Origin of the sequence: Serratia sp. NPDC087055, assembly GCF_044900985.1 — a bacterium.
In the GTDB taxonomy this organism is placed as follows: Bacteria; Pseudomonadota; Gammaproteobacteria; order Enterobacterales; family Enterobacteriaceae; genus Serratia.
The window spans coordinates 140237-156249 of sequence record NZ_JBJDOG010000002.1; the positions used below are offsets into that span (position 1 = coordinate 140237).

The window sequence follows — 16013 nt, forward strand, 5'->3', positions numbered from 1 at the left end:
TAAACTTAACACACTGACTCTGAAATGCCCGCTCCTGGCACAAACCCGCCCATCAAATTGTCTCCATACTGTAGCCATACCTGGTTGAACTGGGGCTAACACACGTTGAGGCAAGTACCGCTAGCTCAGCGCAACCTATGCACCACCTGGTTGCTGCTGCCGCGCCAAATCAGCGCCGGGTCTTTCAAATCCTGCACGAACTTGCCGTCAATCAATACGTTAATCCTGTCTACTATCTGCATTTGCTGTGCGTCCAGCTCCGCCAGTCGATAACCGGTCCACAGCCAAATATCCTTGCCGGGGCATTCGGCGTGTACCCGTTTTACCAGTTGCAGCACCGCCGCTACATTGGCCGGGTGCAGCGGATCGCCGCCGGACAGCGACAGCCCCTGGCGCGGAATGCGTGCGTCGTTCAGATCGGCAATCAACCGGTCTTCCATTTCCTGAGTAAAAGGCTGGCCGGAATTCAGCCGCCAGGTGCTTTTGTTATAGCAACCGGGGCACTGGTGCACGCAGCCGGCAACAAACAGCGTGCAGCGGGTGCCGGGGCCGTTAACCACGTCGAGGGGGTAATACTGGTGGTAATTCATATTTCGCTTTCTGACGGTAGGGGCTCAGCATGCTGAGCCCAGATTCATAACAGCCCGGCGTTAGCCGATCTGCCCATTCCCCAGGTGTTTCACCCGGCGCTTCACTTCTTCTTGTTTGCCGGCGTTGAACGGCCTGGCGTCCGGGCTACCGAGGTAGCCGCACACCCGGCGCGTAACGGACACTTTGGACGGCTCGTGATTACCGCATTTTGGACAGGTGAAGCCCTTGCTGGTACAGGAAAATTCGCCGGTAAAGCCGCACTCGTAGCACTCATCGATCGGCGTGTTGGTACCGTAATAAGGTACGCGGCTGTAGCTGTAATCCCACACGTCTTCCAACGCTTTCAGGTTGTGTTGCAGGTTCGGGTATTCGCCGTAACAGATGAACCCGCCATTGGCCAATGGTGGGTAAGGCGCTTCAAAATCCAGTTTGTCGTACGGATTGACCTTTTTCTCCACGTCGAGGTGGAAGCTGTTGGTGTAATAGCCTTTGTCGGTTACGCCTGGCACCACGCCAAAATCGGCGGTGTCGAGTCGGCAGAAGCGATCGCACAGGTTTTCGCTTGGTGTGCTGTACAGGCTAAAACCGTAGCCGGTCTCTTCTTTCCAGCTGTCGGTGGCGGCCCGCAGGTGCGCAACGATGGCGACCGCTTTGGCGCGCAGGGCTTCATCGTCGTAAACGTGCTGTTCACTGCCGAATAGCGCATTGATCGTTTCATGCAAGCCGATATAACCCAGCGAGATCGACGCGCGGCCATTTTTGAAAATGTCGGCGATATTGTCGTCTGCTTTCAACCGCACACCGCAGGCACCTTCCATATACAAAATGGGGGCCACCCGGGCTTTGATACCCTCGAGCCGTGCGATGCGCGTCATCAGTGCCTTTTTCGCCAGCAGCAAACGTTGATCCAGCAAATGCCAGAAGCGGCTTTCATCCCCCATGGCTTCCAGCGCAATGCGCGGCAGGTTTAGGCTAATGACACCGATATTGTTGCGGCCGTCGTGGACCAATTCGCCATCCTCTTCATAGGTGCCGAGGAAGCTACGGCAACCCATCGGCGTTTTGAACGAACCTGTGACTTTCACCACCTGATCGTAATTGAGGATGTCTGGGTACATGCGCTTGCTGGCGCACTCCAGCGCCAACTGTTTGATGTCGTAGTTTGGATCGCCATACTGGTGGTTCAGGCCGTCGCGGATCGCGAACACCAGTTTAGGGAATACTGCCGTCTTGCGGTTCTTACCCAGCCCGGCGATACGGTTTTTCAGGATCGACTGTTGGATCAACCGCGATTCCCAGCACGTGCCCAGGCCGAATCCGAAGGTGACGAACGGCGTCTGCCCGTTGGCGGTGTGCAAGGTATTGACCTCGTACTCCAGTGACTGGAAGGCGTCGTAACACTCTTTCTCGGTGCGTGCCATGGCGTAGCCTTGCGCGTCGGGGATCTGCCACTCTTCGGCGACCTGCCGATGCTTATTGAAGCTTTCGCTGACGAAGGGGGCCAGGATTTCGTCGATGCGATTAATGGTGGTGCCACCATAAATATGGCTGGCGACCTGTGCGATGATCTGCGCGGTGACGGCGGTCGCGGTGGAGATCGACTTCGGCGGCTCGATCTCGGCGTTACCCATCTTGAAGCCGTTGGTCAGCATGCCTTTCAAATCTATCAACATGCAGTTGAACATAGGGAAGAAGGGCGAGTAATCGAGATCGTGGTAGTGAATCTCACCACGTTCGTGGGCCAGCACCACGTCACGCGGCAGGATATGCTGCTTGGCGTAGTGCTTGGCAACGATCCCGGCCAGGAGATCGCGCTGGGTGGGGATCACCTTGCTGTCTTTATTGGCATTTTCGTTCAGCAATGCCATGTTGCTTTGTTCCACCAGGCCGCGGATCTCTTGGTTGAGTCGCCCGCGCAGCTCGCGCGCCACGTCACGATCGTGACGATACTCGATATAGGCGCGTGCCAGCTGTTTGTATTCGCCGGCCATCAGCTGATTTTCAACCGCCTGCTGTATTTCATGGATATCAACGCGCTGCTGCTGTGACATCCGTTGAGCGACCACACGGGCGACAGTAGCGCAGTAGTCGGCATCGACAATGCCGGCGGCCAGCGCGGCCCGCTCGACAGCTTGGCCAATGCGTGCTTCGTCAAAAGGTACCTGGCAACCGTCCCGTTTAATCACTACTGGTTTCACGTTGTTACTCCTTGTTCCCCGAGGGAGCACTGATGCCCTTGAGCCTGAAAGCTATTGGGTATCGGTATGATTTCGGCTTATCCACAGGGCAATGCCGCAGCGCACAAGGGCTGAGGCGACGTGTGGATGGTTTTGTGGATAACTACTATATATAGATGCTGATATTTATTAATGCACTATATATAGATATTGGCGGGATTCTTTTGACGTGGGACAAAGAAATGGAAAGAGCGGACGTTAGCTGTACAAAGGATGATTTACGGCCTGAAATTCAGGCCGGGCGGTGGCGGAAATGTTCGAGTAAGAACTCAACCCAGACGCGCACCCGGGGCGGCAGATCGGCAGAGGCGTAATACAGCCACAGTTGGGTCGGCTGTGGCCAGCAGTCCGCCAGCACCGGCAGCAGGGTACCTTGCGCAAAATGCTGTTGCGTGTACCAGCGAGCCAGACAGGCGATACCTAATCCGGCCAGTGCTGCATCCAGCAGCATCTCGGGTCGGCTGGCAACCAGGCGACCATGCAGCTCCAGCGTTTTGGCTTCGCCGTGCTGGCGCAGCGGCCATTTTGCGCTGCGTCCGGTCGCTGGATTGCGGTGCAGCAGGCAGTTATGTTGCAACAGATCGTCAGGATCCATCGGCATGCCGCGTTGCGCCAGATAACCGGGTGAGGCTGCCAGCACCATCTGCATGGGGTACAGGGGGCGCGCTACCAGTCGGCTGTCGGGATCGACCCGGCTGCCGATACCCACGTCAAAACCTTCACCCACCAGATTGACCACTCGCGCATCCAGTGAAAGATCGAGATCGATCTGCGGATAGCGATCGAGAAACTGGGGGATCAAGGGCATCAGCATTTGGCGGCCGAAACCGGGGATCATGCTGACGCGCACCGTGCCGGAAGGCGTCTGCTGCGCGCTACCGGCCGTTTCCAGCGTGGCGGACAGCGCTTGCCACAGCGGCGCCACCTGTTGCAACAGCACCTTGCCCTCGTCGGTCAGCACCACGTTGTGAGTGTTGCGCTGAAACAGCCGCAGTGCCAGCTTCTCTTCCAACACGCGGATATTTTTGCTGATCGCCGCCGGGGTAACGCCCAACTGGCGCGCGGCGGCGGAAAAGTTCTGTGCCTGAGCCGCGGCGAGAAAGGCCGGCAACAGGCGATGCACGTCATAGGGCAGCGACATAGTGGTTGATACTTTCGGTTGAAATTGAAGTGACAATCAGCAGCCTACACCTTGGGCGAAGGAAATGGAAAAATAGGCTATCAAATATCAATCAAGGATCTCTTATGTCGCGTATTTTAGTGTTGACCGCCCACCGTTTCCCGGATGATTCACGTATCAACAAAGCGTTGATCGAAGCACTGCGCCCTTTGCCTAACGTCACCGTCCACGAACTGATGCGTGCTTACCCGGACTATCAAATCGATGTGGCGCGTGAGCAAGAGCTGCTGCAAAACCATGATGCCGTGGTGATGCTGTTCCCCTTCTACTGGTACAGCTCACCGGCCATTCTTAGTGAGTGGCAGGATGCGGTATTAACCCACGGTTTTGCTTACGGCACCGATGGCACCAAACTGCAGGGCAAACCCTTGCAGCTGGTGGTGACTACCGGCGGTAATCAGCAGGCCTATACGGCAGAAGGCTATAACCGCTATCCGGTCGAGGATTTGCTGCGTCCGTTCCATGCGATGGCTAACCTGACCGGTATGGATTATCTGCCGCCGTATCTGGTACAGGGCGTATTTGATATGAGCGATGAACACCTGGCGCAAGAGGCGGCGGGGGTGGTGGCGCAGGTAGAAAAACTGTAGGGCGCAGCAGGCTACGCCCCGACAGCATTAGTCTTCTAATATCCACCATACGGCTTCGAATGGCCGTAAGGTCGCGGCTTGCGGCTGCGATGGCGCATCGGCGTAGTTGCTCATCAGTGGGCGCCACAACGCTGATGGCTCCATGCCTTCCGCTTGCCAGGCCAGCGGTTCGCGGCTGAGGTTAGCCACTACCAGCAGGCGTTGGCCGTTCCAACGACGTTGGTAGCACCATAGCGCCGGGTGAGTCGGGGCCAGATCCTGATAGTCACCGTGGGTGAGCAGCGGGTACTGTTTGCGCAGGGTAATCAGCTGACGGTAGGCGTAAAACACCGAGTCCAGATCGGCCAGTGCGGCTTCGGCGTTGATCTGCGGGTAGTTCTTCGCACAGCTAATCCACGGTGTGCCTTGAGTAAAGCCGGCGTTCGGTGCGGCGCTCCACTGCATGGGAGTGCGGCCGTTATCGCGTGATTTACTGGCCAATATCGCCAGTAGCTCGGCGTCACTGTTGCCCTGTGCGCTAAGTTCGGCGTACATGTTCAGGCTTTCCACATCGCGATACTGCCCGATGGCGCTAAAGCCCGGGTTAGTCATGCCGATCTCTTCGCCCTGGTAGATGTAAGGCGTGCCTTGCATGCCATGCAGCACCATTGCCAGCATTTTGGCGGCCGGTACCCGCAGTTCGCCTTCATCACCGAAACGGGAAACGATGCGCGGTTGGTCATGGTTACACCAGAACAGCGCGTTCCAGGCCTGGTTATGCATACCCTGTTGCCAGTGGCGGAAAATCTGTTTGAGTTCAACGTAATCAGGTGCTGCCAGCGTCCATTTTTCGCCACCGGCGTAGTCCACTTTCAGGTGGTGAAAATTGAAGGTCATCGACAGCTCTTCACCACTTTTCGCCGCATACTGTTGGCAATGTTCCAATGTGGTGGACGACATCTCACCCACGGTCATCAAGCCGCGTGGCTGGAATACGTCATGGCTCATCTCCTGCAGAAACTCATGAATGCGCGGCCCGTCGGTATAGAAACGGCGGCCGTCACCCTGGTTATCGGAGGGGAAATCTTGCTGCTTGGAGACCAGGTTGATCACATCGAGGCGAAGACCATCGACGCCCTTATCGGCCCAGAATTGGCACACTTTCTTCAGTTCTTCGCGTACCGGCGGGTGCTCCCAGTTAAGATCTGCCTGCTCGGTCGCGAACAGGTGCAGATAATACTGGCCACTGTCGGCGTGCCATTGCCAGGCGTTGCCGCCGAACTTGGAACGCCAGTTGTTTGGCGGCGTGTCGCCTTCACCGTCGCGCCAAATGTAGAACTGACGGAACGGGCTGTTAGGAGCCTGTGAGGCTTTGAACCAAGGGTGTTCGGTCGAGGTATGGTTGAACACCATGTCCATCACGATGCGGATGCTGCGCTGGTGGGCGGCAGCGATCAGTCGGTCGAAATCCTCCATCGTGCCGTAGGCCGGGTCGATGGCGCAGTAGTCCGCCACGTCATACCCATTATCCACCTGCGGTGAGACATACACCGGCGTCAGCCAGATAGCGTCGATACCTAGTTCCTGCAGGTAGTCCAGCCTCTGGGTCACTCCGGCCAGATCGCCGTAGCCATTGCCGGTGCTGTCCTGAAAACTCTTTGGATAGATTTGGTAGATGACGCCGTTTTGCCACCAGGGGATTGGATTGCTCATAGTCATACCTTTGAATCGTGACAACAGGCCCGGCATACCGGGCCCCTACATTCATATCGGGTGAGTTAAACCGGCAGCTCACCGCGGCTGGCTTTGCGTTTGTAAACCATGATGGTCAGTACCAGCGGGATAATGACCGCCACCAGGATCGCCACCGTGTAAATCATCCAGAACTGCGGTTTGATCGACAGGATGCCCGGCAAACCGCCGACGCCGATACCGTTGGCCATCACGCCGTCCAGACCACAGATCAAACCGGCGAAGGCGGAGCCGATCATCGCGCATAGCATGGGGAAGCGGTATTTCAGGTTGATCCCGTACATGGCCGGCTCGGTGACGCCGAGGTAGGCAGAAATTGCCGCCGGTACCGATATTTCACGCTCGTTGGCTTTACGGCTGACAATGATAATACCCAGCACCGCTGAGGCTTGCGCAATGTTAGACAGCGCAATCAGTGGCCACACTGGGGTGCCGCCCATGCTTTGAATCATCTGCATATCGATGGCCAGCGTGGTCTGATGCACACCGGTAATCACCAGTGGCGCATACAGGAAACCAAACAGCGCGGCACCAATCGGCGCGAAGCTGCCGGTCATTACGGCTTTCACCGCCCAGGCTACGCCGTCGCCAATCATGCGGCCGAACGGGCCGATAAAGGCGTGCGCCAGGAACACCGCCAGCAGCAGTGAAACCACCGGTACCACCACCAGATACAGGTAATCCGGCACGATCTTTTTCAAGCGGGTTTCAATCCAGCCCAGCGCCATACCGGCCAGCATCGAAGGGATAACCTGTGCCTGATAGCCGACTTTTTGAATGGTGAACCAGCCGAAGTTCCACACTTCTGGAATCTGCTGGCCGAGCTGATAGGAGTTCATCAACTGCGGGGACACCAAGGTGACGCCCAGCACGATGCCAAGCACCGGCGTGCCGCCCATTTTTTTCACCGTTGACCAACAGATGGCGACCGGCAGGAACATGAAGATGGCTTCGCCGAGCAGCCACAGGAAGTCGTAGATGGTTTTCCACGCCGGGTGCATTTGCGCCAGCGTTTGGCCGCCAGACATCGGGATGTCGCCGATCACGTTGCGGAAGCCGAGGATCAAACCGCCGCTGATCAGCGCGGGTAGCAGTGGGAAGAAGATTTCGGCGAAGTGGGAGATGGCACGTTCGCTCCAGGTCATATTCTGGCGTGCTGCCACTTTGGCCTGTTCTTTATCGGCTTCATTAACGCCAGTGGTGGCGATCAAAGCCTGATAATAGTCACCGACCTCCGGGCCAATCACTACCTGGAACTGCCCGGCATTGGTGAAGCAGCCTTTGACCATCGGCAACTCTTCGATTTCTTTCGGTTTTGCTTGGCTGGGATCATTGAGAACGAAACGCAGCCTGGTAATGCAGTGGCTGACGGTGGCGATATTCTCGCGTCCGCCCACCAGCACAATCAGGCGATCGATATCCTGCTGTTTTACTTTGCCCATTATTAGATACCTTTCTTGGTATGAGACTGCTGCAGAGGTGTTGTCCGAATCATGATCAAAGCTTAGTCATTCCGCTTTTCTTATGGAATGGGAACGTTCCCGGTTTGGGGCGAGGATCACAAAACGATAAAAAAATGACCATTTTTACGGCAGGGGAATGTGAGCGCTGGCCGAAATATTCAGGGGCATTATTTTGAATACACGAAATGCTGGCTATACTGTCAGCCTTAACAATCAACAGGTTGGTTTGTTTGGGTGGCATTCATGCCGCGACCACGCACTTTTCTCAAGGAAGAATGATGATACTGACAGTACCCCGCACCCTTATTTTGTTCACCGCCCTGTTCCTGAGCGCCTGTACCAGCCAAAAAAGCAGCCCGGAGCGCCATGCCCGGCATGCGATTTATCAGTTGGCGCGGGAGGATTTTTCCCCTGAAATGCGCACCCAAATTCCTGATTCGATAAAAGCGTCTATCCCGTTCTTTGATCAGTTCTATCAGATGGGGAAAACCGATCGGGCCAAGGGATTGACGCGCCAGCAGGCGGAGCAGAGGGAAGCCTATTTCCGCAGCCCTGAATTCATCGGTGAAACAGGCAATAAAAGTATCTTTATCAATCGTAAGTATTCAGTAGACAACCCGCAGAAGCGACAGCAGATCCTGCTGGATTCCGCCGTGGCTACCTACTGGGATGGCTATGAAGGCCGGCCTTGAGGGGCGGTATCACACTATCTAATAACCATAGCAAAACCGCTGTCAGGCGAGTTTGCTTGGTACGATGATCTGGCGGATACCCAATTCGCCGCTGAGCTGGCCCAGTAACTGTTGGGCTGCCTGCAGCCCAGCGCTTCCGTAGCCGAGGTCAACAGAAAATGTCTCGGGGAACAGGAAGTTAAGCAGCGGGGTGTTACCGATGCCGCATACCTGCAGTGGGGCAATATGCTGTTGTTGCAGGTATTTGATGGCACCGAGGGCGATGGTGTCCGAGGCGCACACCAGTGCCGTGGTCTGGGAGTCGATGGCAGAAGCCGCCAGTTGGAAACCACTCTGATAGCTCAGCTCGCCCAAGGCGACGCTTGGGGTTATCTGTTGTTGTTGGCAAGCGTCCAGATAAGCCTGGTGGCGACGCAGGCCGGTGGTGGCGTCCGACAGTTGCACCCCCAGGTAGCTGATATGCCGGTGGCCTTGTTGTTGCAGGCGTTCCATCAACAGCCGTACGGCACCGTCATCGTCATAGCAAACGGAAGAAAAACCTTCGTATTCACGCGCCAGCACGACCATCTTGTCTTGCCACGGGCTGAGCATCGCCGCGGTCAGGCCAGTGAAGCCAAACAGGATCACCCCGTCGACGTTGCGCTGTTGCAGGACGTGCAGATGCTCTTTCACCAACCGGGTTTCAAACTGGCTTTCCATAACGATGGGGTCAAAGCCCTGTTGATACAGCAGCGGCAACATGGTGCGCACCGCCTGGTTTTCCGACGGCGAGTCGAGTCGGGAAACGATAATCCCCACCACTTTGTCGCTTTGGCCGCGCATCGCACGTGCCGACTTGGACGGCGTAAACCCCTGCTGACGGATCACCGCTTCTACCCGTTCGCGGGTCTGCGGGCTTACGCTGCCTTCGTTGTTCAACACCCGTGATACGGTGGATTTTCCTACGCCGCTCAGGCGTGCGATGTCCTTGATGGTCAGCCGGTTTTGCATGGTTTACTTGTCGTTTAGGTTAAAAGGCGTAAATTGACGGCGTACGCTGAATGCCCGTCAGCATAGCCTATTTTCCGCAACGGATCTTGGCGCAATAAGGGGATTTGTGTACTGCGCTGAACGGCCGCTCTTGTCGTTCGATCTTTTCATTTACCGGAGGTTATCACCCGTATGGATCCCGATCCGACAGCCTTAGACACTCACTCGGTGATCCGGTAAAACCTGCCCGCTCTGCGCTGCTGTTTTACCGGTGAAGTAAACGGTAACCGGTAGCGCACGTCCGTCGTTCGCTCCTGCTGCTTCTAAAAATACAAGAATCTGCCCCGGCAGAGGCTTTTTGGCGTGTCCGAAAGCCCGGCAGGGGAAAGATCCTGCGTTCACCCGCTGCCGTGAGGCAATGGGCGACGAGGTGCGAAAAAATGAAACTGAAAAATATCCCCCGTCGGCTGCTGGGCCTGCTCAGCCGCAATTTACCGCGCCGTTTGGTGCACCGTGACAGTCTGTTGGATGGCCTTGGCGGCAAAGCTCAGGGGCTGCCCGCCGGCCTGGCGCAGCAACGTTTAGACTGTGCTGTTGCCGACACAACCCAGCTCTATTTGCGCTTCCATAGCCACCCGGAAGGGATGACCGCCCATGAGGCGGATGTGGTGCGCCAGCGCTGCGGTGAAAACATTATCGACGATCAGCAGCAAGAGGCCTGGTGGCAACACCTGTGGCACTGCTACCGCAATCCGTTCAATTTGTTGCTGACTGCGCTGGGCATGATCTCTTATGCGACTGAAGATCTGACCGGCGCGCTGGTGATCGCCCTGATGGTGGTGATCTCAACGTTACTGAATTTCATTCAGGAAGCGCGATCCAACAAGGCGGCGGATGCGCTGAAAGCCATGGTCAGCAACACCGCGACAGTGATCCGCAGTGACGCGTTGACGGGCAAAAGCGAGCATATTGAACTGCCGATATCTCAGCTGGTACCGGGCGATATCATTAAATTGGCGGCGGGCGACATGATCCCGGCAGATCTCCGCGTGCTGTCCGCGAAGGATCTGTTCATCAGCCAGGCCGCGCTGACCGGTGAGTCCCTGCCGGTAGAAAAGCTCGCCGAGCTGCGCGGCCAGGCGGAAGATCCGCTGGAATGCCAAAACCTGTGCTTTATGGGGACCAACGTGGTGAGTGGCACGGCGCTTGCGATGGTGATCGGCACCGGTGGCGATACCTATTTTGGCCAGTTGGCGCAGCGCGTAATCAACCAGGATGAACAACCGAATGCCTTCCAGAGCGGCATTAGCAAGGTCAGCTGGCTGTTGATCCGTTTTATGTTGGTGATGACGCCGATCGTGTTGTTGATCAACGGCTACACCAAGGGTGACTGGTGGGAGGCCGCGCTGTTTGCGCTGTCGGTTGCGGTGGGGCTAACCCCGGAAATGCTGCCGATGATCGTCACGTCGACATTGGCCAAAGGGGCTGTGAAGCTGTCCAAGCAGAAGGTGATCGTCAAACGTCTGGATGCCATTCAAAACTTTGGCGCCATGGACATTCTGTGCACTGATAAAACCGGCACCCTGACCCAGGATAAAATTGTGCTGGAACGCCACACTGATGTCTTCGGTGTCGCCAGTGACCGGGTGCTGCATTATGCCTGGCTGAACAGCTTCTACCAGACGGGGTTGAAAAACCTGCTGGATGTGGCGGTGCTGAGCTGCGCAGAGCAGAATGAACAGCCGGATGTGCTACAGCATTACCGCAAGGTCGATGAGATCCCGTTTGATTTTGAGCGCCGCCGCATGTCGGTGGTGGTCGCCAAAGACGCGCAATATCACGAGCTTGTCTGCAAGGGTGCCCTGGAAGAGATGCTGGCGATTTGCAGCCATGTGCGGCAGGAAAATGAGGTCATCCCGCTTACTGAGGCGCTGCTGGCTCGGATTCGGCGTATCACCGACGATCTTAACCAGCAAGGGCTGCGGGTGGTGGCGGTGGCGAACAAAATCCTGCCGGCGCAGGCTCATGAATATAGTGTGGCCGATGAATCCGATTTGATCCTCGAAGGGTATGTGGCCTTCCTCGATCCACCGAAAGAGAGCACGGCGCCGGCACTGGCGGCGTTGAAAAACAGCGGTGTCACGGTGAAAATTCTCACGGGTGACAATGAGCTGGTGGCGGCGAAAGTGTGTAAAGACGTCGGGCTGGCGGCGGATCATGTGCTGCGCGGCAGTGAAATCGAACAAATGGACGACGAGCAGCTGGCACAAGCGGCGGCACGCACCACGGTGTTCGCCAAGCTGACGCCGCTGCACAAGGAGCGTATCGTCAAGCTGCTGCGCCAGCAGGGCCATGTGGTCGGCTTTATGGGGGACGGCATCAATGATGCGCCCGCGCTGCGTGCGGCGGATATTGGTATTTCGGTTGATTCCGCGGTGGATATTGCCAAGGAAGCGGCGGATATCATTCTGCTGGAAAAAAGCCTGATGGTGCTGGAGCAGGGGGTGATCGAGGGGCGGCGTACCTTTGCCAACATGCTCAAGTACATCAAGATGACCGCCAGCTCCAACTTCGGGAATGTGTTCAGCGTGCTGATCGCCAGCGCTTTCCTGCCGTTCCTGCCGATGTTGCCGCTGCACCTGCTGATTCAGAACCTGATGTATGATATTTCGCAGATTGCGATTCCCTTTGATAACGTGGATGACGATCAGATAACGCAGCCACAGCGTTGGAACTCTGGCGATATTGGGCGCTTTATGGTGTTTTTCGGGCCGATCAGTTCGATCTTCGACGTGCTGACCTTCAGCCTGATGTGGTGGGTGTTTAAGGCGAACACGCCAGAAATGCAGACGCTGTTCCAGTCAGGTTGGTTTGTTGAGGGCCTGCTGTCGCAAACGCTGATTGTGCACATGATCCGCACCCGCAAAATTCCGTTTATTCAGAGTCGCCCTTCGTGGCCGCTGTGTATCATGACTCTGGTCGTGATCACGACCGGCATTGGGTTGACGTTCTCGCCGTTGGCCGGTTTCCTGCAATTGCAGGCGCTGCCACTTGGTTATTTCCCGTGGTTGGTGCTAATCCTGGCCGGTTACATGGTGCTGACCCAGTGCGTAAAAGGCTGGTTTGTGCGCCGCTACGGCTGGCAATAATACCCGCGCCCCTCTTACGTCCGTAGGAGGGGCATCTGTGATCCAACCCGGCTTTTCAGTCTCAGAGTTGGACATCTGCACGGTGCTCAGTCTTTATTTACAGCTTCATTATCGTTTGCTGTTTTTATTGATATTTTTTCCTCTGAGGAATTTCTGATGCACAGAACTTTGCGTTATACGCTACTGGCTTCATCGTTATTGTTGTCTCTGGGCGCACTGGCGCAGCCGGCCGGCGATCTGCCGCTGATGCCCTGGCCGCAACAGGTTGACCTGACCCAGCCAGCGGGCAAGCTGGTGCTGGATCACCGCTTATCGATCAAGGTACAGGGCGACGATTTGGCCGATGCACCGCAGCGCTGGCGGCAGCGTATTGAACTGCAAACCGGCTGGACGTTGGCACCGCAGGCAGCAACAGACGCGGGTGTGGTCATTCAGGTCGATATCAAAGATAAGGTGGCGATGCAGCCGCTGCCGGGCAGTGACGAGAGCTATAAACTTGTGGTGAAGCCGGACGGCGTTACGCTGACGGCAAATACCCGTTTTGGTGCGCTACGGGGTATGGAAACCCTGCTCCAGTTGGTGCAGACCGATGGGCAGAACACTTTCCTGCCGTGGGTGAGCATTACCGACGTGCCGCGCTTCCCGTGGCGCGGTGTGCTGTTAGATTCCGCACGTCATTTCCTGCCGGTGGTAGATATTCTGCGCCAGCTTGACGGCATGGCAGCAGCCAAGCTCAACGTATTTCACTGGCACCTGACCGACGATCAGGGTTGGCGTTTTGCCTCCGAGCATTACCCTAAATTGCAACAGCAGGCCAGCGATGGTCAGTTCTATACCCGCGAGCAGATGCAACAGGTGGTGGCCTACGCCACCGCTCGCGGCATCCGCGTCGTGCCGGAAATCGATCTGCCAGGCCATGCTTCCAGTATCGCCGTGGCCTACCCGGAATTGATGAGCGCACCGGGGCCGTATCAAATGGAGCGCAAGTGGGGCGTACATAAGCCCACCCTGGATCCGACATGCGATGAAGTTTATCAATTTGTTGACGCGATCATTGGTGAGCTGGCGGCGATCTTCCCCGATCCCTACCTGCATATTGGCGGTGACGAGGTCGATGCCAGCCAGTGGAAAGCATCAAAAACCATTCAGGCCTTTATGCAACAGCATCAGCTGGCAGACGCCCATGCGTTGCAGGCCTACTTCAACCAGAGGCTGGAAAAAATCCTTGAACAGCACCAGCGGCAGATGGTCGGCTGGGATGAGATTTATCATCCGTCTCTGCCGCGCACCATCGTTATCCAGTCTTGGCAGGGGCCGGACTCGCTCGGCGCCAGTGCGCAGGACGGTTATCAAGGGATCCTGTCCACCGGTTTTTACCTCGATCAACCGCAGAGCACGGCATATCACTATCGCAATGAGATCCTGCCTCAACCACTGGGCGTCGCTACCGAGGTACAGCCTGATGAGAAGGCGCAGAGCTGGCAGTTCAGCATGCCACGCCTGAAGGGTAGCGCAGTGGAGGGCAGTTTTACTCTGATTGAAGGGAAACAGGGCTGGCGCGGTTTTATTGACTTCAACGGCAAGTCGCGCCGTGCGTTGCACGATATTGTCTGGCGTTCCCCAAAACAGGTGAGTTTCCGTCTCGATACCTGGATGGGGGATACGCGTCCGGTGTTCAGGTTAGATCAAGACAAACTCAGCGGGTATACGTTGGTCGGTAACGTACGTTACCCGACGAGCGGCAGCAAGCTGGCGGCTATCCCGGCAGGCAAGATGCCGGTAGTGCCGGGGGTGAAGCAGCAGGCCAATATTCTCGGCGGTGAAGCGGCGCTGTGGGCGGAAAATATCAGAGCGCCCATCCTTGATCTCAAGCTGTGGCCACGTGGGTTTGCGGTAGCGGAGCGTTTGTGGTCGGCGCAGGATGTGACCGATGAAAACAACATGTATCGGCGCTTGGCGGCGGTTGATGCCTGGTCGGTGGTGTCGGTGGGGCTGCAACAGCATGCTGAGACCGCGCGCGAATTTACCCGGCTCGCAAATAGCGTAGAGATTGCACCGCTGCAAACCCTGGCCGAAGCCGTGGAGCCGGGCCAGTACTACACCCGTCAGCATCTCAAATTCAAGGCCGGCAATTACCATCAGTTCGAACCGTTGAACCGCTTTGCCGATGCCTTACCCCCGGAAAGTAACGCGGTACGTGAAATGGGCCAGCAGGTTGCCGCTTTGGTGAAGGATCGCAACGACCGTGCGTCAGCGCAGGCATTGCGTGAGCGCCTACAACGCTGGCAGCTCAATACTGCCCCGGTAAAAACGGTGATTGCCGGTAACCGGGTGATGCAGGATCTGGCGCCTGTGGCGCAAGATGTCGGCGCGCTATCCGCGCTGGGGCTGATGCTGTTGGAGCGTTATCAACAGGACAAGCCGCTGAGTAAGGCAGAAGCGGCGCAGATACAGCAGCAGCTTGACGCAGCGGCGCAGATACGGGATGAAGTGGTGATTGCGGCGGTATATCCGCTGGAAACGCTATTGCGCGCCAGCGCCGTCGAGTGAGGTAAGTCAGCGGGCGTCGGAGCTCAACATGTATAGGGGCTCAGCATGCTGAGCCCTCAAAAACCTACAGTTGCAACGGCGGCAACTGTTTGAAAATGCTGACTAACCCTTCGCCCCAGCCTTTACGGATGGCGCTAAAATGTGGGTGATCTTCGGTGATGCGGTACTGTTGCGAACTGCTAAAGCTGTCGCGTGGGTAGATCATCACGTCGAGCGGCAGGCCGACCGACAGGTTGCTGCGCAGCGTAGAGTCGAGCGAAATCAACGCGCACTGCATTGCTTGTTCCAATGGCGTGTCGTAATTCAGCACCCGATCAATAATCGGTTTGCCGTACTTACTTTCGCCAATTTGGAAATAAGGCGTATCGCGGGTGGCTTCGATAAAATTACCCTGCGGGTAGATATGGAATAACCGCATCTCTTCGCCCGTGATCTGGCCGCCAAGCAACAGGCTACAACTGAAGTCAGTGGTGCTGCCACTTTGCTGTGCTTCGCTGTCGCGCTGGATCACTTCACGCACCGTTTCGCCCACCAGCGTGGCGGCTTCGTACATACTGGGGGCATTCAACAGGTTGAGACGTTCGGTGTCCTTGCAGCGGCGCTGCAGCAGGCTAATGATACTTTGGGTGGTTGCCAGGTTACCGGCGCTTTGCAGCACCAGCATGCGGTCACCGTCTTGTTGGAACACGTGCAGTTTGCGGAAGGTGGAAATATGGTCCACTCCGGCATTGGTGCGTGAATCGGAAGCAAAGACCAGCCCGGATGACAAGCGCATGGCCACACAATAGGTCATACCAAATCCCTCAAAACAGTACTGGCACGCCGCCAAACGCCAGCGTGCCGTAAACCTTCGCTTTCGGC

Annotated in this window: 11 protein-coding genes; 4 read left to right on the top strand and 7 right to left on the bottom strand. The window is 56.7% G+C overall.

Going from position 1 to position 16013, the window contains the following annotated elements:
• Positions 1-125: 125 nt before the first annotated feature.
• The 3 genes from nrdG to ACI2J2_RS14440 form a co-directional block, all read right to left on the bottom strand.
• Complete coding sequence (gene nrdG / locus ACI2J2_RS14430; RefSeq protein ID WP_404760319.1) at positions 126-590, bottom strand: anaerobic ribonucleoside-triphosphate reductase-activating protein; 465 nt, start codon at positions 588-590, stop codon at positions 126-128.
• A gap of 60 nt (positions 591-650) precedes the next feature.
• Positions 651-2789, bottom strand: coding sequence for an anaerobic ribonucleoside-triphosphate reductase (gene nrdD / locus ACI2J2_RS14435; protein ID WP_404760320.1), 2139 nt, complete (start codon positions 2787-2789; stop codon positions 651-653).
• A gap of 271 nt (positions 2790-3060) precedes the next feature.
• Positions 3061-3969: a LysR family transcriptional regulator gene (locus ACI2J2_RS14440; protein ID WP_404760321.1), complete on the bottom strand. Its 909-nt coding sequence runs from the start codon at positions 3967-3969 to the stop codon at positions 3061-3063.
• A 104-nt stretch (positions 3970-4073) separates the two neighbouring features.
• Between ACI2J2_RS14440 and ACI2J2_RS14445 the strand changes: the two genes are divergently transcribed.
• A complete protein-coding gene (locus tag ACI2J2_RS14445; protein WP_404760322.1) occupies positions 4074-4598 on the top strand; it encodes an NAD(P)H-dependent oxidoreductase in 525 nt (174 codons plus the stop codon).
• Positions 4599-4625: 27 nt separating this feature from the next.
• On the opposite strand, the gene treC is transcribed toward ACI2J2_RS14445, so the two are convergent.
• Both treC and treB read right to left on the bottom strand, forming a co-directional pair.
• On the bottom strand, positions 4626-6290 hold the full coding sequence (gene treC / locus ACI2J2_RS14450) for an alpha,alpha-phosphotrehalase (RefSeq protein WP_404760323.1): 1665 nt from the start codon (positions 6288-6290) through the stop codon (positions 4626-4628).
• A 65-nt stretch (positions 6291-6355) separates the two neighbouring features.
• A complete protein-coding gene (treB, locus tag ACI2J2_RS14455) occupies positions 6356-7771 on the bottom strand; it encodes a PTS trehalose transporter subunit IIBC (RefSeq protein ID WP_209634426.1) in 1416 nt (471 codons plus the stop codon).
• 296 nt (positions 7772-8067) lie between these two features.
• Here treB and ACI2J2_RS14460 point away from each other — a divergent pair, with 296 nt between their 5' ends.
• Positions 8068-8484, top strand: coding sequence for an Exc2 family lipoprotein (locus tag ACI2J2_RS14460; protein ID WP_265556221.1), 417 nt, complete (start codon positions 8068-8070; stop codon positions 8482-8484).
• A 42-nt stretch (positions 8485-8526) separates the two neighbouring features.
• Here ACI2J2_RS14460 and treR read toward each other — a convergent pair whose 3' ends face one another.
• Positions 8527-9474: a trehalose operon repressor TreR gene (treR, locus tag ACI2J2_RS14465; RefSeq protein WP_209634433.1), complete on the bottom strand. Its 948-nt coding sequence runs from the start codon at positions 9472-9474 to the stop codon at positions 8527-8529.
• Between the two features lie 419 nt (positions 9475-9893).
• On the opposite strand from treR, the gene mgtA reads away from it, so the two are divergent.
• Together mgtA and ACI2J2_RS14475 are read left to right on the top strand one after the other, a co-directional pair.
• Positions 9894-12602 carry a magnesium-translocating P-type ATPase gene (gene mgtA, locus ACI2J2_RS14470; RefSeq protein WP_404760324.1) on the top strand — a complete coding sequence of 903 codons (2709 nt, stop codon included), beginning with the start codon at positions 9894-9896 and terminating at the stop codon, positions 12600-12602.
• A gap of 156 nt (positions 12603-12758) precedes the next feature.
• Complete coding sequence (locus tag ACI2J2_RS14475) at positions 12759-15152, top strand: beta-N-acetylhexosaminidase (protein ID WP_404760325.1); 2394 nt, start codon at positions 12759-12761, stop codon at positions 15150-15152.
• A 64-nt stretch (positions 15153-15216) separates the two neighbouring features.
• Here ACI2J2_RS14475 and ACI2J2_RS14480 read toward each other — a convergent pair whose 3' ends face one another.
• A complete protein-coding gene (locus ACI2J2_RS14480) occupies positions 15217-15945 on the bottom strand; it encodes a peptidase (RefSeq protein WP_404760326.1) in 729 nt (242 codons plus the stop codon).
• Positions 15946-16013: the final 68 nt, after the last annotated feature.

Bases quoted from the DNA above. Each gene is read 5' to 3' on its own strand.
- ACI2J2_RS14480 (WP_404760326.1), bottom strand. From the start codon at position 15,945: ATGACCTATTGTGTGGCCATGCGCTTGTCATCCGGGCTGGTCTTTGCT.
- ACI2J2_RS14440 (WP_404760321.1), bottom strand. From the start codon at position 3,969: ATGTCGCTGCCCTATGACGTGCATCGCCTGTTGCCGGCCTTTCTCGCC.
- treB (WP_209634426.1), bottom strand. From the start codon at position 7,771: ATGGGCAAAGTAAAACAGCAGGATATCGATCGCCTGATTGTGCTGGTG.
- treC (WP_404760323.1), bottom strand. From the start codon at position 6,290: ATGAGCAATCCAATCCCCTGGTGGCAAAACGGCGTCATCTACCAAATC.
- ACI2J2_RS14445 (WP_404760322.1), top strand. From the start codon at position 4,074: ATGTCGCGTATTTTAGTGTTGACCGCCCACCGTTTCCCGGATGATTCA.
- ACI2J2_RS14475 (WP_404760325.1), top strand. From the start codon at position 12,759: ATGCACAGAACTTTGCGTTATACGCTACTGGCTTCATCGTTATTGTTG.
- ACI2J2_RS14460 (WP_265556221.1), top strand. From the start codon at position 8,068: ATGATGATACTGACAGTACCCCGCACCCTTATTTTGTTCACCGCCCTG.
- mgtA (WP_404760324.1), top strand. From the start codon at position 9,894: ATGAAACTGAAAAATATCCCCCGTCGGCTGCTGGGCCTGCTCAGCCGC.
- nrdG (WP_404760319.1), bottom strand. From the start codon at position 590: ATGAATTACCACCAGTATTACCCCCTCGACGTGGTTAACGGCCCCGGC.
- treR (WP_209634433.1), bottom strand. From the start codon at position 9,474: ATGCAAAACCGGCTGACCATCAAGGACATCGCACGCCTGAGCGGCGTA.